The organism is Stenotrophomonas sp. Br8, assembly GCF_014763005.1.
Lineage (GTDB): Bacteria > Pseudomonadota > Gammaproteobacteria > Xanthomonadales > Xanthomonadaceae > Stenotrophomonas > Stenotrophomonas lactitubi.
In genome coordinates this window covers 89,668-115,156 of sequence record NZ_JACGTN010000008.1, presented here as the reverse complement: position 1 = coordinate 115,156, position 25,489 = coordinate 89,668, and the positions used below count along the sequence as shown (strand labels likewise).

Sequence of the window (25,489 nt, the reverse complement as noted above, 5' to 3'; positions counted from 1 at the left end):
CGTGTTCCTCATCCTCCGATCGACGCCAGGTGCGGGGTCAACCCGGTCTGGCCCTGATGCAATCCGTGCCCGGCCGCTTTCAGGCCGAGCTGTGTGGTGATGCGCGCCAGCAGCGCGTCCTGGTCATCGTCGCTCTGCAGCAGCGGGCGCAGTGGCACGCCGAATTCGCCGAACAGGCACAGCCGCAGGTCGCCCTTGGCGGTCACGCGCAGGCGGTTGCAGCCCTTGCAGAAGTCACGCGAATACGGAGCGATGATTCCCACCGTGCCGCGATGCTGCGGGTGGCTGAACTCGCGCGCCGGGCCGGCATCGGCCGCGCGCGGGCGCTCATGCCAACCGGCGGCATGCAGCTGGTCGATCACGTGTTCGGCACGCAGGTGGTGCCGCTGGAAATAGGCCTCGTTGTCGCCGGTACGCATCAGTTCGATGAAGCGCACGCTGAAAGGACGGTCGCGCAGGAAGTCCATCCACTGCGGCAGCTCGTCGTCGTTCAGGCCGCGCAGCAGTACTGCATTGAGCTTGATGGCCGGCAGGCCCAGTGCCTGCGCCATCTCCAGCCCCTGCTGGATTTCTGGCAGGCGGTCGTGGCCGGTGATGTTGCTGAAGCGCTCGCGCTGCAGGCTGTCCATGCTCACGTTCAGCGCGGTCAGGCCGGCGCGGTGCCAGCCCGGCAGGCGGCGCGGCAGCAGCGTGCCGTTGGTAGTGATGGCCACCTTGCGGATGCCCGGCACGGCTGCCACCGTGGCGATGATTTCGTCCAGATCCTTGCGCAGGCTGGGCTCACCGCCGGTAAGGCGGATCTTGGTCATCCCCAGCATGGCAAACGCGCGCACCAGGCGCACGATCTCGTCCACCGCCAGGAAGCGCGGGCGGCCATCGGCCTGGTAGCCATCGGGCAGGCAGTAACTGCAACGGAAGTTGCAGGCCTCGGTCAACGACAGGCGCAGGTAGGGAAAGCTGCGCCCGAATCCGTCGGTGAGTTGGCTCATGGCTGGTCCACCTTGTTGTTCCACCGTCTTGCCTGTGCCCGGAACGGCCCGGATACCCTCGCCTGCTGAGACTGACGCCAGCCTACGCGGCAGGCATTGGCAACGGGATGACTTAAATCAATCGCCGCCGGCCACGCCGCGCGGGCGTTGTGGCAGCATGCGGCTTTCCGTGCCGTGTGCGTGTGACAGCCATCATGATGATGAACGATTTCCAGCAATTGCTGCAGGCCGCCGGCGAACAGGCCGAACCGCAACGCCTGCTGTTCGTATTCGCCCGCGCCGACCTGCCCGAATCGCCCACCGACGACCAGCGTGACCGGCATGACCGCCGCGAAGGCGGCACCCTGTCGCCGGTGCTGTGCGTGGACAAGCTGCCGGCCGAGGTGCCCAGCTTCCAGGCGTTGGCCAGCGAGTCCACCACCACCGGTGTGGAGTGGGACATGGTGTTCGTGGCGGCAATGGATGGACGTGCGGGCTTCGCACCCACCACCGACGAGGCCACGCGCCCGCTGCGACTGATGGTCAACGCCATCAACGACGGCCAGATCGGCCGCTTCGCCGCCTTCGACCGCAGCGGTGAGCCGATCCAGTTCTATTGAGCCACCAGCTGCAGGGTCAGGAAGAAGATCACCAGCACCGTGTTCAGGCCCCAGGCCACGGTCAGCCCGCGCGCAGCAACGCCCAGGTTCGGGGTGCGCGCGGTCGGTGCCGCCCGCCACACTGCCGGAATGATCCAGCCGGTATAGAGCAGCAGCACGGCGAACACCGCCAGCACCAGCGTGGTGCGCTGGTTGGCCAGGGCCCAGAGGGCAACGGCCCAGAGAATGTTGCTGGGGACGACCCCTTGCAGCCAGAAGACGTTCCAGAGGCGTGAACGGCCTTGGCTGTCGGGCGTGGGGTGCAGAGACGCGGTGGCTGTCATAAGTCTCCTTTGTGTTTAGGAAACGTGCCGGGCAAGCCTGCGCTTGGTGGGTGGGGAACGTCAAGGCACGACGGAATCGGTAGCGCCGGGTCGTGCCCGGCGGAATGCATCCGGGTTCACTGTGATGTCGCCTTCGCCCCGGCCGTCCTGCTCACTCCATGCACCCAACCACGACACCTGTCGCAGATTGCCTGGTCGCGCTGGACCAACGCGGCAGCCAGCGCTGCCGGAACTTAACAGCGTGGTTCAATGCCGAAAGCGTCTTCAATCGCGAGCTATTTACAACTCGTCTGATTGGCATTGCACAGCGACGCGGGCTCAGATGGCGTGCCACCGAAAGCGGGTGGCCGGGTTTCGAATCCCGTGTTGACCTTGAGTGATTGCGCTTGCCAGTCGGCGTCCACATTCCGTGGCGCCGGCTGGCAATCCGTCTGCCGGCTATGGCGGGCGGTGCGTGGGGGCGTTCGCGCCCGCCGGCTTGAGGTCAACCCGGATTCGAACCACGTACCGTCCGCCACCTCTGTGTGGCGGCTACCGATTGCCTTGCACGGAGCCTCGCCATGAACGGATCTGACCTTCCCCATCTGCACGCCTACCGTGACCCGGCCAATGCCGATGACCTGGCAGAGGCTGTGTCCTGCGCGGATGCGAATACCCTGATTGCCAACCTGAAGCGGATCGGCAAAGGCGCTGCCGCCGACGGGCAGCCCTGGCCGGAGCGGCATCAGTTGCCCGGGCGCTGCATGGCGCTGGCCGATGCGGATTGCGCGTTGGCCGGGTTGCGGGTGGTACAGGAGGTGCTGCTGGCGGCAGAGCGGACCCGGCAGAACGGCGAGCCCGAGGACTATGTGGGCGACCGGGTGATGGAAGGCTGATGCTGGCGTGCCTGGCGTTGAGTGCGCAGGCTGTGGGGCGGTTGCAGGTGGAGGGGTGAATGCCACACGCAACGCTTCAGCGAAGAGCGCTTTCAGCAGGCGTCAGTGCCCGCTGAAAGCGCTCCTCGGATCGAGGCAGATGATCGGTGAGAAGTCCACCGCCCACAATTCGAGCTCGAAGAGCTGATCGTGATCGTCCACATACAGGGTGGCCATCACCGGCATACCGCGACATCGACAAGCGTTGCGGTGGCAGCGTCACGGCCAAGGACCTGAGTCTTGCTGGAGAGAAACAGCACGCCCCGAGTCCGAGGACATCCGCCTGGGCGAGCGCCAGATCCTTCAACAGCTGCTCGGACAACTCGGTAGTCCCAGGCAGCATCCTCTGGATGAGGGAGACCTCGTCGGAGGTGAGCAATCTGGGCATCGGACGTCCTTCAGAGAACCGTATGCGCCATCGACAGGTTCTCGACCCGCCATGTCCTTGCATAGACGAGAATGACGCTTCCGGTCGAGCAGGCCTCGATACGGAAACACTTCAACCCGGACGACGGGTAGCCTACCGCCTTCCAACGATCAAGAAGATCGATGAGCCCCGGCTCGTCATCGTCAACCGGGGGGAAATCTATTCTCTATTCATCTACTGGAATTTCGGATCGCGATCCCCAGGCGCAGGGCTGAAATGCTCACATTTCTGGTCCAATTGGTAGTGGGAGTACTTCTGCCCTTTGGTACCCGGCGGCGTCGCCGGATCTATACGCAGTCGCTCTTGACACTTGCCACCCACCATCTCACCGAAGCTTCCAGGCCCATGGGGATTTTGAACGCAGCGGAACGCACCCGGCAGAACGGCGAACCCGAGCCGTACGTGGGCGGCCGGGTGATGAGGGGGTTGGTCATCTTCTGCCAATCGTTATGCGCGCAGGCGGCGGGGTGGTTGCAGCGGGAGGGGTAGCGTAGTGCATACCGCTCCCAGCGGCGTCAGCCAGCATCTCGCGGACGAGAGGCATTCCTGCCAATTCTTCGCCCACTCTCCTTCCCGCCACAGGATCTCTTGAGCTTCAACCATGCAGCGCAGAAAGAAAGTGCCCCAACAGCCCAGCTGCCAAGTAGCAGCGATACCGGGACGTCCCAAAGAGCAGCAATTGCCCCATATCTTTCGAAGCTGACAACGAGCCGCTGAAAGCCATCAACGATTACCAAATTGGACAGCGTAATGGCGAATGTCCCGCCTACAACGCCGGCAGCAGCCCCGATCCCAGCAACCGCGAGCACCGTCCATTCTTTGCGAATCAATGCAAAGCCATAGAATGCGAAAGACAGAATTAACGAAATCAGCACGACGTATGGAATCCGCATCCCCTCAATCTTCACAAATGCCGAAACCCATCTCCATGCCGCAATGTTGATAACAACACAAAGCATGAAACAAACTGAAGATGCCACCAACCTATCTTTCACTTGACCGGGCATTCGGCCTCCTTCGCCATATCATTCAGGACACCAGGACGGAACGTTTGAGTGATACCACACATTCCACTCAACGCACCCGACACAGAGGCTGCACACCCGAAACCACGAGGATCGCCCCATTCCTCTGCATTCTGGACCAGAGTAGCTTCCTGCTCCGGCGACAGGTGAATAACGGTGAACTCAACACGGCTTCCAGTCGCGCGCTGATACCTGCTGTATCCAGCCAAGCTAGCATCATCCCCCTCGAAAAGCCCACCAGTTCCCCGACGTCCACCGGGCGCGTACGAACCTGCTGGATCGTATAGGAAGTCGGGTTGTCCGGGCCTTGCGACATGGATCGCAGAGTGACTCCCAATTCCAAAATCGTAGGTGGTTATCAAGGTGGTCTTTAGCCCCCTCGGATCGGTGAAATTCATCGGCCTTGAAAATACATAAGCATATGTATTCACACCAGAATTCAACCCAATCGGATCACTCTGGGAATAGCGTCCCACTGCCGGGTCGTATTCCCGCTGGTAGTTGTAGAACAGCCCACTCGCATCCGTCGACTGTTGCCCGGGGAAGCGCAGCGCCAAGTCGAACGCCACGCCATCGCCATCCGGATCAGCACTAGGAATCTGATCACCGAACACTTCGCTCTTGTTGCTCCACTCCCAGATCGCAACATCGCGCACGGAGTCGATCACCACGCGCGGCGTGCCCAGGTGGTCCGGCTGGATGTAGGCCAGCTCCGGCACGCCGGTGCCCGGCACATTGATCAGTGCCACCGGATAGTTGTCCAGCCAGATCGCCTGTTGCTGCGCCTCCCCCGTGGCCGAATAGTTGCCCAGCCACTGCCCTGCCTCGCCATACAGCGTGAGCTGTGCTGCACCACCGGCTGGGGTGCGCAGCACGCGCTCGCCGCGATGGTTGTACGCATAGCTCTCCAGCACGGCGCTACCCTGCTTCACCGCGTTCATCCGGTTGGCATCGTTATAGGTGAACACCTTGCTGCCAATGCTGGTGGTGTTGCCCGATGCGTCGTGATTCCGCACCTCGCCATCCACCGCAGTCAGCCGGTGGCTGGTTGCCGGATAGGTATAGGCGGCCGTTCCAGCCGACGTAGTCAGCGAGGTCCGGTTGCCGGTGGCGTCGTAGCCGTAGGTTTCAATCGGCGTGCCGGTCGTACCGTCCTGGGTCTGGGTCAGGCGGCCGAGCGCGTCATAAGCGTACTTGGCCAGCACTTCGGACCCTGCGCCGTTCTTCAGCTCGGTGATCGAACCCACCGGATCATAGCCATAGCTCAGCGACAGGCCCCCTGCGGCCGGGTCATGCACGACCTGCGGGCGGTAGTCCAGGTCCAGCGGCCGCTGCAATTGACGGCCGTTGCCATAGGTCCAACCGGTCGCCGGGCCGAAGGCTGCATAGCTCACGTTGTTCACCACGATCTGGCGCGCTTGGCCAGGCCGGGTCAGTCCGATCTGGCTGATGCGCCCTTGGGTATCGCGCAAGTAGTCAGCCACGCTGCCGTCCGGGTAGGTCAACGACGTCAAGCGGCCCGACTTGCTGTAGGCGTAGCGCAGTGTACTGGCGACACCGTTGACAGCCTGCACCTTGCGGGTGATCTGGCCGAAGCGGTCGTAGCAGTACTGGGTGCTGCCACTGGCGTGCAGCACCTGCCCCAGGCGCCCCTTGGCGAATCGCTCATCAGCCACGCAGACGGCCGGCGCCACATCATAGCTGTAGCCCACGTCCAGATTGGGGTCCGGATAGGCAATACCAGTCAGGCGGTTAAGTGCATCGTAGTGATAGGTGGCAGTGATACCGCGCGCGTCGGTGGCGGTCTTGCGGTTGCCTGCCGCATCCACGGTGAAGCTGCTGGCGCCACTGTCCGGGCTGACCTGGCCGGTCAGATCGCCAAAGCCGTTGTAGGCGTAGGTGGTGTGCAGGCCCTTCGGGTCGGTCACCTGGGTGACCTGGTCCAGCGCGTTGTACTGGCTGCGGATTTCCGCAGCAACACCTCCCACGTCCTGCAGGGTCCGAGCCAGCCGGTTCAGGGGATCGTACTGCTGGCTGGAGACGCGCTGCAGGGCGTCGGTTATCGTCTGCGGGTTGCCGTTTGCATCGTAGGTGAAGCCAGTGGCGTGGTTGCCGGCGTCTTTCAGCGCCTTAAGCTGGCCAATCGTGTTGAAGGTGCGTGCCAGGGTGCGGCGCAGGGTACCGCCCGCATCCAGGGTGTCCTCCTTCAGGCGATTGCCGACATTGTCCAGCGTGTAATGAATGGTGTTGCCTGCGTTGTCCTCGATATCGGTCAGTCGCAGTGCTGCGTCATACACGTAGGTCACGCTGCCGCCATCCGGCTCGGTGATCTGCTGCACCTGGCCGGTGGGCCAGTAGCTGATCTGGGTGGATCGATCCTCGGCGGTGGTGGCGCCGCGTACGGTCACCGAGGTGGGCCAGCCGCGGGCATGGTAGGCGTAGTCGGTGACCACCCCATTGGCATCCTTCACCGACAACGGTCGCCCGTAGGCGTCGTAGGCCAACGTCTCCACCGTCTGACCGAGTGCATTGGTGACGCTGCGCAGGTCGCCCTTGCGATAGGTGCAGACCCCATTGGTCGCGCACCCTGCGTCGTCTGCGGCGTAGTAGGCATAGGTGCTGACGTCGGCCACGTCGGTACGTGCGCCGTCCACGCTCTTCAGCAGCCCCTCCACGGGGCAACTGCCGGCTGCGGCTACATCCGCGGCCTCGCAATAGGTATACGTGGCCGTACGCGTCTGCCCGGACGCCAGGTCCTTCAGGGTCACGCTCACCGGCTGTCTACGGGCGTTGTAGGCGGTACGCGTCTCACGCTGAGCGATGGTCGTAGCCAGCACCGCGTTGGTAACACTGTCGCGCGTGGTCTGCACCACGCGCTGCTCAGGCAGGCCGACCGCATCGGTGATGGTATGGGTGTTGACCGGTCGGCCCGTCACCGCGTCGACGCCTTCGCTGTAAGTGTGCTTGGTCTGGACGCCGCGCCGGTCCGTATAGGTATCCAGACGCCGGCGGAAATCGACCGCGCCGTCATAGTAGGTGCGGCTGATCGAACCCTGGGCATCGGTCGTGCCCGACACCTTGCGGGGAGGAGCGCTGTCGCCACCGGGCGTCAGCGTGTAATCGGTCTGATGGCCCAATGCATCGGTGACCACCGCACCGCCATTGGGGCTGTAGGCAAGGGTTACGCCATCAGCGCCACCCGCGTGCTGGCTCGAAATGACGCGACCGATGGTGTCATAGGTGAAGGTGCTGTAGCGGCGCCCATCCTCGGCGGTAATGCCGGTCAGGTGCTGGGGGAAATCCTGATTCTCGTAGTGATAGGTGCGCACCCCGCCGCCCGCGTAGGTGACGGTAGCGACCTGCCCATGCGCGGTATAGGTGTAGCTCGCCTGGGGTACGCCCGCGACCAGAACGGAGCTGATCAATGCTTCGTAGTCGTTGGACTGGTAGACGAATTCAAGCGTACGGCCACTGCTGTGCACAACGGCAGCGAGGCGCTGGCTGTCGTCATAGACGAAGGTGAGCGAGGTACCGTCCACAAAGCGCTTCGCGGCGAGCCGACCCGCATCGTCGAATGTCGAAATGGCGTCGGACGCGTACAGCGTCCAGTTCCCATTCTGGACCAGGCGAGCGCCACTGCTGTCAGCAGCCTCGTAGACCTGGCCGATCTTCTTGAAGGCGCGCTGGAAACCGGTGGCTTCAACGATGCCTGCGCCACCCGCCCCATCCAGTGCCAGTTGCGCTCCAAGCGAATGTGTCCAGCCGTAGCCGAACCCTCCGGACGAGGTGGATATTCCCGAATGGTAATAGCGCGTCAGTGCAATCCAGCCCAGATCGAAGTCCTGCGCGATCTCGTACTTCTCGCCGGTCTTTACGTCGCAGGGGTTGCCTACGGTGCCAGTGCACGGAGGCTCCTGCGATGCCGGAGTGCTGGAGGGGTTCGGGCTCATGCCACTCATGGCGCTGTTACCCGAGGTCGGGCAGTTGCCGTTCCCGCCATCCTTGTCGCACTGCGTCGTCTTGGAGGTGATGGTTGCTACGAACTCTTCGCTGACACACGCTTCATGCTTGTTGGACCACTGGGTGAGGGGGACCGGGCAGTTCAGACGCCGGGTCCGCGTCATATGGGCATCGCTTGGATAGGGCGTGCACGGCGACTCGGCTGTGTTGTCGCCGATCATGTACGTGGCTTGGAAATCCCGGGTCTCGATCGTCCCCTCCATGTCGGGGCTGAGTGCATACCATTCACTGGTCGGGGTGACCGCCGCTCCGGGACATACAGGATTTGCCTCCTGAACTTTGGCCAGGTAGGCGGCAACCATCGCCTCTTCGGTCGGGAATATAGCGGTACTCAGATACGACCAATCAGGGTCGGAGGGCTGGGACTTGCCCATCCAGTACGTGATTGAGGTATTTCCCTCCAGGTCCACGACCTTCGACTTGATCGAATTGACGGACTGCCAACCGAACTGGAGCTCAGGCGGGAACGGACTCGGCGCGGGCAGGCTCTTGATCGCCTGCACTGCCTCCTGCTGAGTCTTGTACTGGGTCGAATTCCCGCTTGGCTGGGAGATGCGCCAGGTTGTCTTGCTCTCCTGCGCCTGCGCGGCTAGGGGGGCCGCGCAGCCAAGCGCGGCCATCGTCAGCGCCAGACACGCCAGCTTCATTGTCCGTCCGAACATCCGTGTTCTCCTTCCTGGGCGAATACCGCGCCGGGAGGGACGAAGGCGCACAGGCGGATCACCGCCCTGTCGCGCCCTGCTTCGGATCGTCCCTGTTCCGGAATGCGGCAATGCCGCATGGCGCCTTTATCGCGCAAGACCATTACATAATCAAGTCAAGCCCTGAGATATAGGTCACGGTTATCGATAGCGAAAATGGCGGTCGACCCAGGTCGGGAGCAGCCCCCTTCCAAGCTACGTCCCACCCAACATCCGTGATAGCGTGCGCCATCAAACTTTCCAACAGGTGCAAGGATGCGCAGCAGGATTGGATATGGCCTGGTCATCACCTCCGCCTTCCTGGCGACGGACGCTCCGGCAGCACCGCCGGCCGCAACTCCCAGCGATCGGGCCCAGGACTTCGTGCAGACACAGGCGATCTCGGCGCGCTGCCAGAAGATCCTGCCTGGCCTGAAACTACAGTTGCAGGACGGCCGCGAACGTTGGCTGTCGACCTTCGATCCCGCGCAGCTTCAGGTGGCGCAGGCCTACGCTGCCAGCAAGGAGGGAAAGAGGCTCGGCAATGAGGTCGAACGTGATGCCTCCCGAGCCTTTGGCCGCAATACGCTTTCTGCCGCCGCGACCTGCATCAGCCTTCTGGGCGAGTACTCGCCGGCCCATCCCCTGCCGACTGGCTCGGCAATGCCGGCCGAGAGAGTGCAGCATTACATGTTCCATTTCACGCCGATGGCACTGGCAAGGCTGCAATGCGCGCGCCTGGACGGGATCGATGTGGCAACGCAAGCGGACGGCTCGGAGACTTGGCAGTACCGGGCCTGCGGCCGGGTGGAAACCGTGCGCATGGCGCCGGTCGGTCAATCGTGGTCGATGACCGATGCGGATCGAAACCGTCTTTTCGAGGCATTGACCCGGTAGATCGCGAGGCAACGCATGGCAGCAATGACGTTCCGACAACGTGCCAGAAGCAGCATGAGGCTGCCCATCCTCTTCGCACTCTGCTTGATACTCACCTCCTGCGATCTGGATCTGGTGATGGACAGTTCTTTCGCCACGAAGCAGGAAGCTGTTGATGCCGAGATGATTACCAAGGGCTGGATTCCCGCGTGGGTGCCCGAGGAGGCGACCGACCTGCGCGAGGTGCACGACCTCGATTCAAACGTGAGCGCGCTTGCCTTCAGCAAACCACGCAGCAAGCAGTTGTTGTTGCCGTCCGGTTGCCGGCCCGTCGACCACAGCGCTACCCAGCCGGCACTGTTCAATCGAAGCTGGTGGCCGAGTGAGGCGGCTCTGAAGCGCTCCTACTCCTTCTTTCGCTGCGAGCACGAAATAGACAGGTCGGTCTTCGTCGCAACAAGCAGAGCGGGCGATCATGTGCTCTTCTGGCGCACGTACGCTCGCTGATGCGTGTGCCCGCCCTCTCCTTCAACCCGACACTACAGATGCACATTCCAGGAACGGTCCTCACCACCCTCGCCCTTTGCCTGTTGCCCAGCCTTCCGGCTTGCGCAGAGCAAAGCACGCCTGCCGATGTGGAAGCGATCGAACAGGTGATCGAGTCCTTCCGCACCTCGCTGATCAACAAGGACAAACCGACCTACATGAGCTTGTTCTTCTCGGATAGACCGGAAGACATCGGCTGGCAGTTCGTGTCCGAAGACCGGCGATTGGCGGACATCCGCAGGGCCAAGCCCGATGCGATCAAGGCACGAAATATCCCATCGAACAACTTCATCTCGCTCATCGATGAGGCCGTGGCCACTGCAGAGCCACGAGAGGAGAAGTTCTTCAACACGAAGATCGACACAGACGGCGATGTGGCATCGGTGTCGTTCGACTACAGCTTCCACGCCAATGGCGCGAAAGAAAACTGGGGCAGGGAAATGTGGCAACTGGTCCGCACCGAGCAAGGCTGGAAGATCTTTTCAGTGATCTATTCGATACGCGACAAACGCAGTTCCGCGGAGAGCTGATACTTCCTTTCAGCCAGTCAACGTCAATCGCCACGAGCAGCAGAATCCTGATTCCGCAGCCGCGCGACAAAATACCGCGTAGGCGACTGCCCCAGCGCTTTCTTGAACATCGTGATGAACGCTGTCACCGACTCGTAGCCCAGGGTTTCAGAAACCCGTTGCACCGCTGCGCCGCCGGCAAGCTCGCGAATCGCAACCAGCAGATGCAGCTGCTGTCGCCAGCGCCCAAACGACAGACCGGTTTCCCGATCAATCAGGCGCGTCAACGTGCGCTCGCCCAGCGCCAGGCGTTTGGCCCATTCACTGATGGTGCTGCGGTCCGCCGGATTGGCCGACAGCGCCGCAGCCAGCGCACGGATCTTGGGGTGATCGCTCACCGGCAGGTACAACCGCTCGGCCGGCATCTGCACCAGTTCGTCCAGCAGCACCCGCGCCAGCCGCTCGACGTGCCCGCCGCGCGGGTAGTCCTGCGGCACATCGGCCAGGTGCAGGATCATCTCGCGCACCATCGGTGAGATCGACAGCGTCACGCAGTGCAGCGGCAGGTCGACGACGCCCGGCTCGACGAACAGATAGCAGAGGCGCGCGTTCGCCGTGGCGCGATTGCTGTGCGGCAGGCTGCCGGGAATCCACACGCCGCATTGCGGCGGCACGATCCACAGGGCATTGGCCACCTCGCAGGTCACCGCGCCATGAAGCGCCAGGATCAGTTGTCCCTTGCGGTGGTCGTGCACCGGAATCTCGGCATCGTGGTCGGCCACCTGCAGGCGGCTGGCCACTGCAGGTCGATCCGTCGCGTCCGGGTCCAGATCAAAGCCAGGCAGCGAGATGCGAGTCATTCTCAATGACCAGATTCAGCGATAGACTGGCATTCTAGCGAAATTCGGCTGCAGGTCTCGCTGAATACGATGGCGGCATGCAGATTCCCGCCCCTACCCTCCCCTGGCTTTCGCGCCCCAGTGCGCTGCTGACGTCGCCCGCATTGAAGGTCGACCGCGAAGCGGTGCTGTTCTCGCTCAAGTGCCTGCTCGCTGCGATCCTCGGGCTGTATGTGTCGCTGCGCATCGGCCTTACCCGCCCGTTCTGGGTGATCGGCACGGTCTACCTGGTGTCGCAGCCGATGTCCGGCGCGACACTCAGCCGGGGCCTGTTCCGCCTGCTGGGAACCGTCGGCGGTGCGGTCGCTACGGTGTTGCTGGTGCCGCGGTTCGCCAACGCGCCTTTGGTACTGAGCGTGGTGCTGGCGGCCTGGATGGGCCTGTGCCTGTACCTGGCCATGCTCGACCGCACACCGCGTGCGTATGCCTTCCTGCTGGCCGGGTATACCACCAGCCTGATCGGTTTCCCGGCGGTGATGGTGCCCGGTGAAGTCTTCACCATTGCCATCACCCGCGTGCAGGAGATCTCGATCGGCATTCTTGCGGCAACGCTGGTCCACGGGCTGGTGCTGCCACGCCGGGTCTCGCCGCGTGTGCACGCGCGTGTGGCGTCGATCCTCGGCGATGCGGAACGCTGGACGCAGGACATGCGCGCAGGCGCCAAGGAGACGGTACTGGCGGAGGATCGCTCCAAGGCAGCCGCGGACCTGCTCGAACTGCATACGTTGTCCATCCACCTGCCGTTCGACAGCGCGCACGGCGTTGCCCAGGTGCAGATCCTGCGCGCACTGCATGACCGGATGCTCGATGTGCTGATGCTGTCCAGCGCGGTGGATGAATCGATGGCCCAGCTGCGCGCGCAGCCTGTTGGCACGACAGACACAGCATGGCCTGACCTGCTGCGTGCAGCACTTTGCACACGTCAGGCCGAACTCGATGCTGCGCATCACGACTGCCGGCTGCTGGAAGAGCAGCTGCACGCCGCCCGCCCGGACTGGCGCCGGCGTGTGCCCGCGCACCTCGCCAGCAAGGCGAATGGCCACGTGCTGCACCGTGATCACCGAATCGCCCTGCGCAGCGCCTTGGGTGCATTCGTCGGCATCGTACTGAGCTGCGCGCTGTGGATCGCCACGGCGTGGTCCGATGGGGCAACCGCCGTCTCCATCATCGGCACGGCCTGCGTGTTGTTCGGGACCGCCGAGGCACCTGCCGGGCATGTCATGCGCTACCTGATCGGGTCGACCATCGGCGTGGTCGTCGGGCTGCTCTACGCGCTGGTGATCTTTCCGGGCCTGTCCGATTTCGTCGATCTGGCCATGGCGCTGGCGCCCGCGCTGCTGCTGTGTGGCTCGTTCCTCGCACGCCCACCGTTCATCATGGCGGCGTTGGGCGTAGTGCTCACCTTCCCGCTCATTGCAGGATTGGGCGCCACCAATGCCAGCAACATCGTGGGTGCACTCAACAGCGGCGTCGCGCTGTTCGTCGGCACGGCGGCGGCGCTGTGCAGCATGTCGCTGTTGCAGACCCTGGACAGCAATCGCAGCCGCGCGCGCTTGCAGGACGTGATCAGGCGGGACATCGCGCGTCGGGCGGCCGGGCAGGTGCGAAATGCCAGCGACTGGACCAGCCGCATGGTGGATCGGCTTGCGCTGCTTGCTCCTCGCCTGCGCGGCCATCCGGATGCGGCCCGCACATTGCGGACGATGTTTGCAGACATGCGCGCGGCCAGTGCCGTGGCCGAACTGCGCGTGATCGGCAGGACGCTCAAGGACCGGAGCAGCCGCGAGTGTCATGCGCTGCTGATGCACAGGGCCACCGCCCACTTCCACACTCCCACTCCGCGCCCGGTGAATGCGCCGCTGCTGGAATCGCTCGAACGCACACGTGACGCCGTCAGCACTGGCAGCCCACCCGAAACCGAGCGCGTTCTCGCGCTGCTTTCCGGCCTGCGCCGCGACCTGCTCGCTCATGAGGACTGATGCGATGTTCTCCGATATCTCCATCGATGGCGTCTTCGTTCCCGGCCTGCTGGCGGTGGCGCTCATCGCGCTGGCCCTGTCGATGATGGCCTCGCGGCTGCTGGCAAGCCTCGGGCTGTACCGGCTGTTCGCCTATCGCCCGCTGGTGGGCCTTTCGTTGTTCGTGATCCTGGCGGAGCTGCTGATCCAGCTCGCGCCCTTGTTCGAGAAACTGAAATGAAACACGTGCTGAGTGTTCTTGGCCGCTGGAGCGCAACGCTCTGCCTGTTCGCCGTCGCCGTCATCGCGGCCCTGTCCCTCTGGAACCGATACGAAACGCAGCCCTGGACGCGCGATGGCCGGGTACGCGCGGATGTGATCCGCGTGGCATCGGACATGGGCGGACTGGTGACCCAGGTGCTGGTGCAGGACAACCAGCGGGTGAAAGCCGGGCAGCTGCTGCTGGTGCTGGACCAGCCGCGCTACGCCGCTGCGCTGGAGAGGGCCGATGCCGCTGTGAGCAGCGCGCAGGCCACACTCACTCTCGCCCGCCGTGAATCGAAGCGGGATCTGGCGCTGGGCAACCTGGTCGCCTCGGAGACACGCGAGCGCAATGCGGCCAAGGTCGATACCGAAGTGGCCGGTCTGGCGCAAGCCCGTGCAGAGCGGCGGGTGGCACTGTTGAACGTGCAGCGCACCGAAGTGCGCGCCAGCGCCGATGGCACCGTCACCAATCTCGACCTGCACCCGGGTGACTTCCTGCAGCCCGGCGCGCAGGCCCTGGCCCTGATCGACAGCAGCAGCCTGAGGGTCGAAGGCTATTTCGAAGAAACCAAGCTCAACTGCATCAACGAGGGCGATGCCGCGGTCGCCCACCTGATGGGCGATGGTCGCGACGTGCGTGGGCATGTGGAGAGCATCGCCGCCGGTATCGCCGACGACCAGCGCTCGAGCACCCACAACCTGCTGCCGTCGGTCGCGTCGACCTATACCTGGGTGCGGCTGGCGCAGCGGATACCCGTCCGCATCCGCCTGGATGACGTTGCACCGGCTACCCGCCTGATTGTCGGCAGAACCGCCAGCGTGACCATCACTCCGCGCGCACAGGGGGCCTGCAAGTGATATTCACCGCATCACGTGTGGGCGTGCTCGCCTGTGCACTGTCGCTGGCGGGCTGCGTGTCCGGCCCCGACTACACACTTCCGGCCAACGCGGTCGCCGCGGCCCCGGCGGCCCGCCGCACATTCGTATCGGGGCACGAAGCTGCCTACATACAAGCCGAGCCGCCGGACCGCTGGTGGCAGCTGTACGACGATCTACGGCTCGATGCCTACGTCAGCGAAGCGCTGCGGGCCAACACCGATCTGCGCGCGGCCGACGCCAACCTGCGGCGCGCCACGGCGATGGCGCTGCAACTCCGGGCCGAGGGCTCAGTAGGCACCGACGCCGACGCATCGGCTACGCTGGCCCGCGCCGGGGGATACACCTCGCCTTCCTCGCCACCGCAGGTGTACGCGCTCGGCATCCACCTGTCCTACCCGCTGGATCTGGCCGGCGGCATCCGCCGCGGTATTGAAGCAGCCAGCGCGGATGCAGAGGCTGTCGCTGCAGCGCGCGACCAGGTTCGGGTGGTTGTCGCCGCTGCCGTCACCCGCGCGTATGTCGGCATCTGTTCGACCAACCTCACCCTGGCGGCGACGCAGCGGGTGCTCGATACGCAGCGCGCCACGTTGGACGCCACCACCCGCTTGGCCAACGGCGGACGCGGAACCGAATTCGACGTGAGCCGGGCGCGCGCGGCGGTCAACCGCAGCGCCGCGGCGGTGCCGCATCTGGTTGCCGAGCGGCAGGCGGCCCTGTTCGAACTGGCAGCGCTGATGGGCCGACTACCAGCGGACTACCCGCAGGAAGTCGCCAACTGCCAACAACCGCCGCGCCTGCAGCAGCTGATTCCTGTCGGCGATGGCAGCCAGCTGATCCAGCGTCGCCCGGATATCCGTTCGGCGGAGCGCAGCTTGGCGGCCGCCACTGCAATGATCGGCGTGGAAACGGCGGCGCTGTATCCACAGGTGAGCATCGGCGCGTCCGCTGGCATGGCAGGCTCACTCAAGAAGTTGCTGAGCAGCGACAGCATCGGCGCGTCCATCGGACCGCTGCTGTCGTGGCGCTGGCCGAGCCGCCGCGCAACCCACGCACGGATCGACGCTGCCGGGGCCAACACCGATGCCGCGCTGGCTTCGTTCGACGGCGCGGTGCTGGATGCGTTGCGGCAGACCGAAACCGCGCTGTCGGCGTATGTGCAGGAGATCGATCGCGAGCGCAGCCTTGCCCTGGCCCGCGACGACGCGGCGCGTGCGAGCGACCAGGCCGGGCAACTGTACCGGTTCGGCAGGATCGGCTTCCTCGATGTGCTGTCTGCCGAGGCCGCGCTGGCCGATGCAGAATCCGCGCTCGCAGCGTCGCGTGCGCAGCGGGTGGACCGTCAGGTGGATCTGTTCCTGGCGCTGGGTGGGGGTTGGGCCGAGGCAGGCAATCGGACACTCGCCCCCGGTGGTACACAGGACTGATGGACGAGCGGTTCACGTGCAGCCAAGCATGCCTGCCGGAAACTTCCGCAACACACTTGCATCGAGCGTACCGCGCGGCGACGATGCGGTTCGGTTTAGGGGAACCCTGCATGGAATTGCTGACGCTCGACCATTTCGCCCGCCACGTCGATCAGACCTTCTCGGCGGTCATCAACGACGGCGAGGTTCCGTTTGTGCTTGTGGAGGCGCGAGCGTTGAATCCATCGCAACTGCCACCGGGCGCGGCGCGTGTGCCGTTCTCACTGTTGTTCCGCAACGGCTCGGCCTTCCTGTTCCCGCAGCAGATCTATCAGATGCGCCATGACGACATCGGTGAGGTGGGCATATTCCTGGTGCCGGTAGCGCGTGAGCAGGCCGGATTCCTGTATCAGGCGATCTTCAACTGAGAATGTGAGCCCGCGGCCAGGCTTGCGGCGGCGTGTCGCCGGCTCAGCCCGGTGCCCAACGCAGCAGCAGATGCGAGCCTTGATCGTGGATCAGGGCAAAGCCCGCACGCCGGTACAGGCGCTGCGCAGCGACGTTGTCAGCCTGCACGTGCAGGGTCACGCCGCGACCCAGCGCGGCGGCCTCGCCCTGGCTGTGAGCAATCAGGGCCGCGGCCACACCGTGACCGCGCTCACCGGGAAACAAGCAGATATCGACGATCAGGTGATCCGGCGCACTGCGCTGCAGGTAGTAACGGCCCACCACCACGCCGTGGCGTTCGATGGCCAGGAAATCAGAGTCGCTGTAGTGCGCCTGGTAGTGCTGGTGCTGCAGTGCGAACTGGCTATCCAGAAACGCGCGCTTGCTCGCTTCGGGCCAAGGCACTGCCGCCAGTTCCTCCGCGCGGGTGCTGGCGTACAGTTCGCGCAGCCAGCTCAGGTCATCGTCGCACAGCGGCCGCAAAGCGTACCCGCGCTCGCCAAGGAGCGCGGGGACGGCCAGGTGGTCGTTGCGGCCCGCCGGAAACGAAATGAGCTGCGACATCGCTTGCATGTTGTCAGCCAAAGCTGGGGAACACCCCCTCCAACGCGATGCAGAAGTTCGTCGCGAGGTAGGGCTGGCGGTTTTCGTGGGGCTGGCCGCCGCCAGACGGACCGATCATTTTGGGACTGAACTGTGCGTTGGCGGTGGCGCTGGGCACGAACGGTGCACCTGAGGTCGGCAGACCCAGGTAGTTGCCCGCGACCGGGGTGCCGGTGCGCTTGGTCTGGTCAGGCTGGTTGTAGATCGTCAGGGAGTGGCTGTGCGACGGCATCTCCACAGTGTTCAACGTCACCGAATTGCTGCCATAGGCCTCGCCGATGGTGTGCGGGGTCAGGCCAGGGCCCTGGCCCTGTTCGGTAGCCGCGCGGTTGACGAAGTTGGGCAGCTGGAAATTCGTTCGTCCGTCGCCACCGTACTGGGTGCCCAGCAGCGAAAACAGCGCAGTGTTCTGCTGGATCGGCAGGGTGACGCCATTGCAGCTTGCCCAGCCACGTGGCGGGAAGTTGAAGCCGAAGATCTGGATTTCGCCGATGAAAGGTTCGGTCATGGTCGTGTCCTGGAAGCGGGTATGCGCGGGTGACGACTCAGCTCTGCGACGGGAAGATGCCCGCCCACGCGATGCAGAACTGCACCGTGAGCGTAGGCATCTGGTTGTCGTGCGGCTGGTTGCCACCCATGCTGACAACTGCATTGGGCGACATGACCGCAGCATTGGCGCCGGTGATATCGGTGACATACATGGTCTCGCCCGACAGCGCCGCCGGCAGCACGGTAGCGCCAACCGCACCGGTGGTTGCCAAGGCCGTGGTGGCCATCAGCGACGGGGTATGCTGGGGCAACTGCGTCTGCAGCAGGGTGACACTTTCGTTGCCCGCCTTCTGCCCCATCACGTAGGCGCTCAATCCCGGGCCGCGGCCTTGATGGATCGGCACGCAGCCGCGCAGGTCGGGCACACCAAAAGTGGTGACGCCGTTACCGCCGTACGTGGTGCCGATCAAGGTGTACAGCACTTCGTACTCGGCAATCGATTGAAGCGAACCGTCGCATGCGAACCAGCCGTTGGGCACGCGCGCAAAACCGAACATCCGGATTTCTCCGATGTAAGGGGTGCTCATGGGGAACTCCTGTAATGGGCTTCGGAAGAATCAGTTGCGCGACGGGAAGATGCCGTTCAGTGCGATCACGAAATTGATCACGGTGTAGGGCTGCAGGTTCGCGTGCGGCTGGTTGCCACCGCCCGGCCCCACGCCATTCAGCGGAACCAGGGTGCCGTTGGCAGGTCCGAAGATTGCACTGCCGCTGGTGCCATACAGGCCGCCGGTAGGATTGCGCGCCGTACCTGCAGTGGTGGTGCCATTGACCACCGGGCTGTGGGCCGGAACCTGAGTGGGCAGCAGGGTAACGCTCTCCACGCCGCCCACTTCCCCTTGGACGTAAGGCGCAGGATTCCAGCCCCCATCCGCCGAAGGGCCGGCGCCCACCGGGGTACGCGATTGCAGATTGGGCAAGGCGAACGTGGTTCTGCCGTCACCGCCGTACATGGTCCCCAGCAGAGAAAACAGCGCCTGATTCTGGGCAATGGAAAGCAACTGTCCGTTGCAAACGGCAAATCCCTTGGGCGCGAACGCGAACCCCGTGAGCATTATCTGCCCGAGGAATACCTGGGTCATACCTTTTCCCCCGAAAGGTTGGTGGCACGGACGTCATGTCCGCTGCCGCCGCTACTCTCGCTCACACTCCACACGCCGTACAAGCGAAATCTTTGTGCGAATGCAACATTAACCATTCATGAATATATAGGCACTTTCTTTTTCACGCTGAATCCTGCTTGAATGATTGGCAGCAGTTCGCAAGGGGTGCGGTGCCGGGTCCAGCCCGGTGTCCGCGGACAGGGGTAAGGTCTCGCCGTTCTGGCTCGATGTCCCTGGGGACGGTCGAGCCCGTGCGGTGCCAACAGGGGCAGAACATGCATCAGTCATCAGCGCAACGCGTGGAGACGCCGCGTGCGCGTTCGCACGCTTTCTTTTCATCGTTCTGCTCCTGGTTCATCGTCGCGCTGTTGTGCGCGGGCAGCCTGTGGCCGCAGTTGGCGACGGCAGCCTCATCGACGTTCTGCCCGACGCTGAGCATGTCGGTGGCCAACAGTGGCTCGCAGACGATCGACATCAACCACTGTCACGGCGGCTTTGGTATCGCCGCAGGCACGGCAGCAACTCCGCACGGCAGCCGCACGGTAGGTTTGCAGTCGGGTGCCAACCTGCCGCTGACCTACACCCACAACGGCGACAGTGCCTCCACCGATACCTTCGTCATCCAGGACGACTTCGGCGGTGACATCACTGTCACCGTAACGATCGCTCCGGCGTCGGCCATCACCCTCGTCGCCACCCCCGCGGTCAACCTGACGGTGGGCGTGCCTTTCAGCACCAGCCTCAGTGCCAGTGGTGGCACCGGCCCCTATACCTACAGCCTGGACAGCGGCTCCATTCCGCCGGGGCTGAGCCTGAGCGGAAACATCATCAGCGGTACGCCGACCCAGCGCGGCGCCTACGCCTTCACCATCCGCGCCACCGACAGCGCCTCTGCCAGCGGCGTGCGCAGCTTCAGCGGTTCGGCAGCCAACCCGACGCTTACCATCGCGCCGTCGTCGCCGTCTGCCGCGCTGAACCTTCCCTACTCTGTCACCTTCACTGCCAGCGGTGGCGTGCCCGGCTACACGTTCGCGTATGAAAACGGCACCCTGCCACCCGGCCTGAGCCTGAGCGGCGCGACCCTGAGTGGCACGCCCACCACCCAGGGCAGCTACACCTTCGGCATCCGCGTCGCCGACAGCAGCACCGGCACCGGCAGCTATGCGGAGGTCAAATCCGTGACCCTGCAGGTGGTTGCGCCGCCGACCATCGTGATCAACCCGGCCACCGTTCCGGGTGCAACCGTCGCTGTGGCCTACAGCCAGACCTTTAGCGCCAGCGGCGGCACTGCGCAGTATGGCTTCGCCATCACCGCAGGCGCCCTGCCCGCAGGGATGAGCCTCAACACCAGCACCGGCGCACTGACCGGTACGCCCACCGCGGCCGGCACCTTCAACTTCACCGTGACCGCAACAGACGCCAATAGTTTCACCGGTTCCAACGCCTACACCCTGGTGGTGGCGCCTCCGGTGATCGTTATAGCTCCGACTACGCTGGCAGGCGGCACAGTCGGCGCAGCCTACAGTCAGAGCTTCAGCGCCAGCGGCGGCATCGCCTCGTACAGCTATGCGATCACCGCCGGCGCCCTACCGGCGGGGGTGACACTCAATGGCAGCAGCGGCGTCATCAGCGGTACACCCAGCGCAGGCGGCACCTTCAACTTCACCGTTACCGCCACCAGCAGCAGCACCGGCGCCGGCGCGCCGCACACCGGCTCGCGTGCCTATTCGACGACGTTCCTTCCGGCAACGGTCCTGCTGCCGGCCACCACTCTGGCCAATGGCACCGAGGGCGTGGCGTACAGCGCTGCGCTCAATCCCGCCAGCGGCGGCACCTCGTCGTACACCTATGCGATCACTGCGGGCAGTTTGCCGGCGGGCATCGCGCTGAACGCCAGCACGGGAGCCCTGTCGGGCACCCCCACATCAGCGGGCATCTCCAATTTCGCGGTAACCGCCACCGACAGCAGCACCGGCAGCGGGCCCTACAGCTCGGCGCCACGTGGCTATTCGCTACAGATCATCAACAGTCCGCCGGTTGCCAACCCGGTGTCGGCGACCGTGGCCTACAACAGCAGCGCCAATCCGATCACGCTGAACATCACCGGCGGCGTGCCGACCTCGGTGGCCATCGGCACTGCGGCGGCTCACGGCAGTGCCGTCGCCAGCGGCACCACCGTCACCTACCAGCCCACCGCGGGTTACGCGGGCCCGGACAGCTTTACCTACACCGCAACAAACACTGCCGGCACCTCGGCGCCCGCAACGGTCAGCATCACGGTCGGCAATCCGACCATCACCGTGACTGCGGGCGGCCCGATGAGCGCCCAGGTCGGCGCAAGTTACAGCCAGACGTTCACCTGGAATGGTGGAACCGCACCCTATAGCGGATTCACTGTCACTGGCCTGCCAGCGGGTGTGGGCATCAGCGGCACCACCGCCAACAGCGTGACCGTAAGCGGCACGGTGAGCGCGGCGGGCAGCTTCAGCCTCGTCGCCAGTGCAACCGACAGCAGCTCCGGCAACGGTCCGTTCACCACCGGCCAGGGCTTCACGCTGACCGTTGGTGCGCCGACCCTGAGCATGACCCCGGCGCCGGGCAACCTGCCGATGAACTACGGCGTGGCCACCACCATCAATTTCGCCAGCAGCGGCGGCATCGCGCCGTACAGCTACGCACTGGTCGCCGGCTCGCTGCCGGTGGGGGTCACCCTGACGTCGGCCGGTGTGCTCAGCGGTACGCCGACCGTCCCTGGCAACTACAACATCGCCGTGCGCACCACCGACTCCAGCACCGGCGCGGGAGCGCCGTTCTCGCTGCAGCAGAACTACACCATCGTCGTTGCCACGCCGGCAATCGCCATCGATCCGCCCAGCCTGCCCAACGGCAGCGCAGGGGTGGCCTACAACGCGCAGTTGAGTTCCAGCGGCGGTATAGCCCCCTACAGCTACGCGCTGCTCAGTGGTGCGCTGCCGATCGGCATGTCCTTCACCTCCGCTGGCGCACTGGCCGGCATCCCCCGATCGGATGGCAACTTCAGCATCACATTGGGTTCCACCGATTCCAACGGCCAGACCGCCAGCCGCGTGTACACCTTCACGATCACTCCGGCGACCGTGGTACTGACACCCGCCACCCTGCCCAGCGGCACGGTGGGCACGGCCTATTCGCAGAGCCTGAGCAGCAGCGGTGGCATCGCGCCGTATACCTATGCGATCGCCTCCGGCACCCTGCCCCCGGGCATTGCCTTCAGTTCGGCGGGTGTGTTCAGCGGTACGCCGACCACGGCCGGCAGCTATACCGCAGTGGTGCGTTCCACCGACGACGCCGGCTACAACGCCACCCAGAGCTACAGCGTCGTCATCGCTGACGCGGTACCGGTGGCAGTGGATGACAGCGCCACCACGCCATCGCAGCAACCGGTGACGATTCCGGTAACGGCGAACGACGGCGGAGTGATCACCTCGATCGCCGTGGCAGGCGCGCCGGCACATGGCACCGCCACCGTCAGCGGCGTGACGGTTGTCTACACACCAACAGGCACCTACTTCGGCGCGGACAGCTTCACCTACACCGCCACCGGCCCAGGTGGCACCTCGGCCCCGGCCACGGTGTCGATCACCGTCAACGCGCTGCCGGTGCCTGCGGGGCAGCCGCGCGCGGCTGTCGCCACCGTGGCAGGGCAGCCGGTGACCATCGACACCACGGTGGGTGCCACCGGCGGTCCGTTCACCGGTGTGACCCTGGTGACGCAGCCGGCCACCGGCACCACGACGGTGACCGGTACCAACATCACCTACACGCCGCTGGTCACCGCCTCGGGCACCGCGAGCATCGTCTACACATTGAACAACGCCTATGGCGCTTCGGCTCCGATCACCACCACGATCACCATCAACCAGGTGCCTGTGGCGGTCTCGCGTCGGGTCAGTGCAAATGCGGGTGTTGCGGCGGTGGTCGAGCTGACGACCGACGCCACCGGAGGCCCGTTCACCGCAGCCACCCTGGTGTCGCTGTCACCGGCCACTGCCGGCACTGCCACCATCGCACCGTCCGGTAGCGGCGCCAGCGCGGGCTATCGCCTGACCTTCATCCCGGCGGCTACGTTCGCCGGTACCGCCACGGCCACCTTCACGTTGGCAAACGCATTCGCGACCTCGGCGCCGGCGACCATCGACTTTGATGTGATCGGCCGACCGGACCCGACCCTGGACGCGGAAGTGATGGGCCTGCTGGGCGCGCAGACCGCTTCCACCCGTCGCTTCGCCACTGCGCAGATCGGCAACTTCCAGCGCCGCATGGAAGGCCTGCATGGTGCCGGCAGAGGCACACGCTTCGAGAACGGGGTGAGCTTCGGCGTCGACCGCGACCGTCGCTGCCAGGATGAAGTGCGACGCATGCCCGGCGGCGATTGCCGCCAGGTCACCGCGCTGGACGAATCTGTTCTGAGGGACGACGTTGCTGTCGCGCCCGTCGGCGGGGATCGCGGCAAACGTAGCGGCAATGGCGATAACGGCGCCCTGACCCTGTGGACCGGCGGTTCGATCAACAGCGGTGATCGCGATGGTCGCTCGGGCAGCGCCGGCTTCGACTTCCAGACCAGCGGCATCAGTGCTGGTGCCGATACCCGCGTGAACCAGTCGTTCGCCTTCGGCGCCGGTATCGGCTACGGCCGCGACACTACCGACGTCGGTCACAACGACACCCGCAGCCACGGCGAGAGCTACACCCTGGCTGCGTACGCCAGCTATCACCCGGGCCAGTACTTCTTCGTTGATGGCCTGCTGGGTTATCAGTTGCTGTCGTTCGATTCGCGCCGCTACGTGACTGCCAATGGCGCGATGGTGCAAGGTGACCGCGACGGCAAGCAGTGGTTCGCCTCGCTGTCGGTCGGTGGCGACTACCAGCGCGACCGGTTGTCGGTGAGCCCGTACGCGCGCCTGGATCTGGCCCGCGCCACATTGAACGGCTATACCGAACGCGGCGACGCCATCTACGCCCTGCGCTACGAGGACCAGGATGTGGATACCACCACCGCCAGCCTGGGCGTGCACATGGACTATCGCTTCCCGGTCCGCTTCGGCACGCTGTCGCCACAGGTGCGGTTCGAGTACCAGCACGACTTCCAGGACGCCAGCTCGGTGACGATGGGCTACGCCGATCTGCCGGGCGGTCCGTTCTACCGCGGCGAAATCGACGGGCTCAAGCGCAACCGGTTCGTGTTCGGTCTGGGGGCGGTGCTGCAGACCGAGCGCGACCTCAGCCTGCGGATCGAGTACCGCGGCCTGTTCGGCAGCAGCGAAGACACCGACCACGGTGTGCAGCTGAACCTGGAAAAGAAGTACTGATCACGTGGGGCGCGGCGACGCGCCCCACCCTCCCGCCGGTCGTGCATGTCGAAGGCACCGGCTGATCCTGCCGCCGATCAAGCCGGCCGGGCATGGGCCCGGCGCTACGGCACAGCCCTCAATTGGCCAGGGCGAAATCCAACCCCGCACACACCGCCGCCACCTGGGCGTCGTTGCATTCCTGCGGATTGGTGCGCGGGCTGTCCGGGTACACCTCGGTGGTGGTGGCATACAGCGCATCGGTGAAGCCGGCACAAGCACCGATGGAACGCGACTCGCCCCACACCACGCCCGGCGACTGCAGCGGCATGCCCACCAGATTGCCTTCGGCGTCGGCCGGGGCAATGTGGGTGATCGGGGCCACCGCGGCGATCAGTGCCTTTTGGAATTCGTGCTGCGGGTCTTCGCTGTTGCCGATCACGTAGAAGCCATCGGGAATGGTGTCGCGCTCGAACGGCTTGCCGTCGCGGGCGCAACGGGCCGGGTCGAACTCGTGCAGGTCGCTGTCGGTGGTTTCGTGCAGGTCCAGGTGGACCCGGATGTTGGCCTTGCGTTCGGCCACCCAGCGCATCAACGAGGCGGCTTCTTCGATCAGGCCGCCGTCACGGAAACTACGGTTGGGGTCGATGGCATTGGGATTCCAGCGCTGGATGCGCTCGTAGCCCCACGGGCTCACGCACGGGGCCACGATCAGGTTGAAGCGGCCCAGGTAACGCTCGGCATGCTGTTCCAGGAACTGCAGGGCGCCATGCACGCCGCTGGTTTCATAGCCATGCACGCCGCCGGTGACCAGCGCGGTGGGCAGAGCCGGGTTCCAGTCGTGGTTCACCACCGCAAACAGCGGGTAGTGGTCCGGGGCGTAGTCCAGCTGGCCGTACTGGACCACGTCGAAGCGCTCGTCCAGCCGTTCCAGCGCGGCCACCACGTCTTCGTGGTAGCTGCGCTGCCGCTGCTGGCGGGCCCGCCACTGCGCTCGTTCGACGTCGCCCCAGGGCTGTCCGGGGGTGCCGATCGGGTAGAACTGCGCAACGGTCATCTCAAGCTCCAGAAGTCGGGGTACGGTGGTACAGCCGACCATTTTAAGCCCTGTGGCCCGATCGTTGCTGCCCCCGCGCCCCGCCTTCATAC

General features: G+C 64.8%; 20 protein-coding genes and 1 pseudogene. 11 read left to right on the top strand and 10 right to left on the bottom strand.

Features of this window, described 5'->3' with window-relative positions; genetic code table 11:
- Positions 1 to 8 precede the first annotated feature (8 nt).
- A complete protein-coding gene (moaA, locus tag H3005_RS08615) occupies positions 9 to 989 on the bottom strand; it encodes a GTP 3',8-cyclase MoaA (RefSeq protein WP_191077934.1) in 981 nt (326 codons plus the stop codon).
- 194 nt (positions 990 to 1,183) lie between these two features.
- Between moaA and H3005_RS08610 the strand changes: the two genes are divergently transcribed.
- Complete coding sequence (locus tag H3005_RS08610; protein ID WP_089235854.1) at positions 1,184 to 1,588, top strand: ribonucleotide reductase subunit alpha; 405 nt, start codon at positions 1,184 to 1,186, stop codon at positions 1,586 to 1,588.
- Here H3005_RS08610 and H3005_RS08605 read toward each other — a convergent pair.
- Positions 1,582 to 1,911 (bottom strand): hypothetical protein, encoded by a 330-nt coding sequence (locus tag H3005_RS08605; RefSeq protein ID WP_165377336.1) that lies wholly within the window; start codon positions 1,909 to 1,911, stop codon positions 1,582 to 1,584. The genes H3005_RS08610 and H3005_RS08605 overlap by 7 nt on opposite strands.
- Before the next feature lie 560 nt (positions 1,912 to 2,471).
- Between H3005_RS08605 and H3005_RS08600 the strand changes: the two are divergent.
- A pseudogene (locus H3005_RS08600) lies at positions 2,472 to 2,845 on the top strand (hypothetical protein).
- Positions 2,846 to 3,767: 922 nt separating this feature from the next.
- Here H3005_RS08600 and H3005_RS08595 read toward each other — a convergent pair.
- Both H3005_RS08595 and H3005_RS08590 read right to left on the bottom strand, forming a co-directional pair.
- Positions 3,768 to 4,259, bottom strand: coding sequence for a hypothetical protein (locus H3005_RS08595; RefSeq protein WP_133120075.1), 492 nt, complete (start codon positions 4,257 to 4,259; stop codon positions 3,768 to 3,770).
- Positions 4,244 to 8,959: an RHS repeat-associated core domain-containing protein gene (locus tag H3005_RS08590; RefSeq protein ID WP_191077933.1), complete on the bottom strand. Its 4,716-nt coding sequence runs from the start codon at positions 8,957 to 8,959 to the stop codon at positions 4,244 to 4,246. Before H3005_RS08590 ends, H3005_RS08595 begins: the two co-directional genes overlap by 16 nt.
- Before the next feature lie 294 nt (positions 8,960 to 9,253).
- Here H3005_RS08590 and H3005_RS08585 point away from each other — a divergent pair, with 294 nt between their 5' ends.
- The 3 genes from H3005_RS08585 to H3005_RS08575 are packed head-to-tail and all read left to right on the top strand — an operon-like array spanning position 9,254 to position 10,929.
- Entirely contained in the window at positions 9,254 to 9,874 is a 621-nt protein-coding gene (locus H3005_RS08585) for a hypothetical protein (RefSeq protein WP_223880147.1), read from the top strand.
- A gap of 54 nt (positions 9,875 to 9,928) precedes the next feature.
- A complete protein-coding gene (locus tag H3005_RS08580) occupies positions 9,929 to 10,360 on the top strand; it encodes a hypothetical protein (RefSeq protein ID WP_100552700.1) in 432 nt (143 codons plus the stop codon).
- Positions 10,361 to 10,398: 38 nt separating this feature from the next.
- Positions 10,399 to 10,929, top strand: coding sequence for a nuclear transport factor 2 family protein (locus H3005_RS08575; RefSeq protein WP_191078059.1), 531 nt, complete (start codon positions 10,399 to 10,401; stop codon positions 10,927 to 10,929).
- Positions 10,930 to 10,952: 23 nt separating this feature from the next.
- On the opposite strand, the gene H3005_RS08570 is transcribed toward H3005_RS08575, so the two are convergent.
- A complete protein-coding gene (locus H3005_RS08570) occupies positions 10,953 to 11,690 on the bottom strand; it encodes a helix-turn-helix transcriptional regulator (RefSeq protein ID WP_279324077.1) in 738 nt (245 codons plus the stop codon).
- A gap of 155 nt (positions 11,691 to 11,845) precedes the next feature.
- Here H3005_RS08570 and H3005_RS08565 point away from each other — a divergent pair, with 155 nt between their 5' ends.
- The 5 genes from H3005_RS08565 (at position 11,846) to H3005_RS08545 (ending at position 16,739) form a co-directional block, all read left to right on the top strand.
- Complete coding sequence (locus tag H3005_RS08565; RefSeq protein WP_191077932.1) at positions 11,846 to 13,786, top strand: FUSC family protein; 1,941 nt, start codon at positions 11,846 to 11,848, stop codon at positions 13,784 to 13,786.
- A gap of 4 nt (positions 13,787 to 13,790) precedes the next feature.
- Positions 13,791 to 14,006, top strand: a complete 216-nt coding sequence (locus H3005_RS08560) for a DUF1656 domain-containing protein (protein WP_099818682.1) — start codon at positions 13,791 to 13,793, stop codon at positions 14,004 to 14,006.
- Positions 14,003 to 14,887, top strand: coding sequence for a biotin/lipoyl-binding protein (locus H3005_RS08555; RefSeq protein ID WP_191077931.1), 885 nt, complete (start codon positions 14,003 to 14,005; stop codon positions 14,885 to 14,887). The genes H3005_RS08560 and H3005_RS08555 overlap by 4 nt, the downstream gene beginning before the upstream one ends.
- A complete protein-coding gene (locus tag H3005_RS08550) occupies positions 14,884 to 16,332 on the top strand; it encodes an efflux transporter outer membrane subunit (protein ID WP_331273753.1) in 1,449 nt (482 codons plus the stop codon). Before H3005_RS08555 ends, H3005_RS08550 begins: the two co-directional genes overlap by 4 nt.
- 110 nt (positions 16,333 to 16,442) lie before the next feature.
- Positions 16,443 to 16,739, top strand: coding sequence for a hypothetical protein (locus H3005_RS08545; RefSeq protein ID WP_100552706.1), 297 nt, complete (start codon positions 16,443 to 16,445; stop codon positions 16,737 to 16,739).
- A gap of 43 nt (positions 16,740 to 16,782) precedes the next feature.
- Here H3005_RS08545 and H3005_RS08540 read toward each other — a convergent pair whose 3' ends face one another.
- From H3005_RS08540 to H3005_RS08525, 4 genes are read right to left on the bottom strand one after another with little or no spacing between them, the layout of a single operon-like run.
- Positions 16,783 to 17,322, bottom strand: a complete 540-nt coding sequence (locus tag H3005_RS08540; protein WP_191077930.1) for a GNAT family N-acetyltransferase — start codon at positions 17,320 to 17,322, stop codon at positions 16,783 to 16,785.
- 13 nt (positions 17,323 to 17,335) lie between these two features.
- A complete protein-coding gene (locus H3005_RS08535; RefSeq protein WP_100552708.1) occupies positions 17,336 to 17,869 on the bottom strand; it encodes a tail fiber protein in 534 nt (177 codons plus the stop codon).
- 37 nt (positions 17,870 to 17,906) lie between these two features.
- A complete protein-coding gene (locus tag H3005_RS08530) occupies positions 17,907 to 18,437 on the bottom strand; it encodes a tail fiber protein (protein WP_100552709.1) in 531 nt (176 codons plus the stop codon).
- A gap of 30 nt (positions 18,438 to 18,467) precedes the next feature.
- Entirely contained in the window at positions 18,468 to 18,992 is a 525-nt protein-coding gene (locus tag H3005_RS08525) for a tail fiber protein (RefSeq protein ID WP_100552710.1), read from the bottom strand.
- A 296-nt stretch (positions 18,993 to 19,288) separates the two neighbouring features.
- On the opposite strand from H3005_RS08525, the gene H3005_RS08520 reads away from it, so the two are divergent.
- Positions 19,289 to 24,361, top strand: a complete 5,073-nt coding sequence (locus tag H3005_RS08520) for a putative Ig domain-containing protein (protein WP_191077929.1) — start codon at positions 19,289 to 19,291, stop codon at positions 24,359 to 24,361.
- A 118-nt stretch (positions 24,362 to 24,479) separates the two neighbouring features.
- On the opposite strand, the gene H3005_RS08515 is transcribed toward H3005_RS08520, so the two are convergent.
- Complete coding sequence (locus H3005_RS08515) at positions 24,480 to 25,397, bottom strand: M14 family metallocarboxypeptidase (RefSeq protein WP_100552712.1); 918 nt, start codon at positions 25,395 to 25,397, stop codon at positions 24,480 to 24,482.
- Between the last annotated feature and the right edge of the window lie 92 nt (positions 25,398 to 25,489).

Coding starts and splice junctions, on each gene's coding strand:
- H3005_RS08605 (WP_165377336.1), bottom strand. CDS start 1,911: ATGACAGCCACCGCGTCTCTGCACCCCACGCCCGACAGCCAAGGCCGT.
- H3005_RS08555 (WP_191077931.1), top strand. CDS start 14,003: ATGAAACACGTGCTGAGTGTTCTTGGCCGCTGGAGCGCAACGCTCTGC.
- H3005_RS08525 (WP_100552710.1), bottom strand. CDS start 18,992: ATGACCCAGGTATTCCTCGGGCAGATAATGCTCACGGGGTTCGCGTTC.
- H3005_RS08595 (WP_133120075.1), bottom strand. CDS start 4,259: ATGCCCGGTCAAGTGAAAGATAGGTTGGTGGCATCTTCAGTTTGTTTC.
- H3005_RS08565 (WP_191077932.1), top strand. CDS start 11,846: ATGCAGATTCCCGCCCCTACCCTCCCCTGGCTTTCGCGCCCCAGTGCG.
- H3005_RS08560 (WP_099818682.1), top strand. CDS start 13,791: ATGTTCTCCGATATCTCCATCGATGGCGTCTTCGTTCCCGGCCTGCTG.
- moaA (WP_191077934.1), bottom strand. CDS start 989: ATGAGCCAACTCACCGACGGATTCGGGCGCAGCTTTCCCTACCTGCGC.
- H3005_RS08590 (WP_191077933.1), bottom strand. CDS start 8,959: ATGTTCGGACGGACAATGAAGCTGGCGTGTCTGGCGCTGACGATGGCC.
- H3005_RS08535 (WP_100552708.1), bottom strand. CDS start 17,869: ATGACCGAACCTTTCATCGGCGAAATCCAGATCTTCGGCTTCAACTTC.
- H3005_RS08580 (WP_100552700.1), top strand. CDS start 9,929: ATGAGGCTGCCCATCCTCTTCGCACTCTGCTTGATACTCACCTCCTGC.
- H3005_RS08610 (WP_089235854.1), top strand. CDS start 1,184: ATGATGATGAACGATTTCCAGCAATTGCTGCAGGCCGCCGGCGAACAG.
- H3005_RS08585 (WP_223880147.1), top strand. CDS start 9,254: ATGCGCAGCAGGATTGGATATGGCCTGGTCATCACCTCCGCCTTCCTG.
- H3005_RS08520 (WP_191077929.1), top strand. CDS start 19,289: ATGCATCAGTCATCAGCGCAACGCGTGGAGACGCCGCGTGCGCGTTCG.
- H3005_RS08530 (WP_100552709.1), bottom strand. CDS start 18,437: ATGAGCACCCCTTACATCGGAGAAATCCGGATGTTCGGTTTTGCGCGC.
- H3005_RS08575 (WP_191078059.1), top strand. CDS start 10,399: ATGCACATTCCAGGAACGGTCCTCACCACCCTCGCCCTTTGCCTGTTG.
- H3005_RS08545 (WP_100552706.1), top strand. CDS start 16,443: ATGGAATTGCTGACGCTCGACCATTTCGCCCGCCACGTCGATCAGACC.
- H3005_RS08540 (WP_191077930.1), bottom strand. CDS start 17,322: ATGTCGCAGCTCATTTCGTTTCCGGCGGGCCGCAACGACCACCTGGCC.
- H3005_RS08515 (WP_100552712.1), bottom strand. CDS start 25,397: ATGACCGTTGCGCAGTTCTACCCGATCGGCACCCCCGGACAGCCCTGG.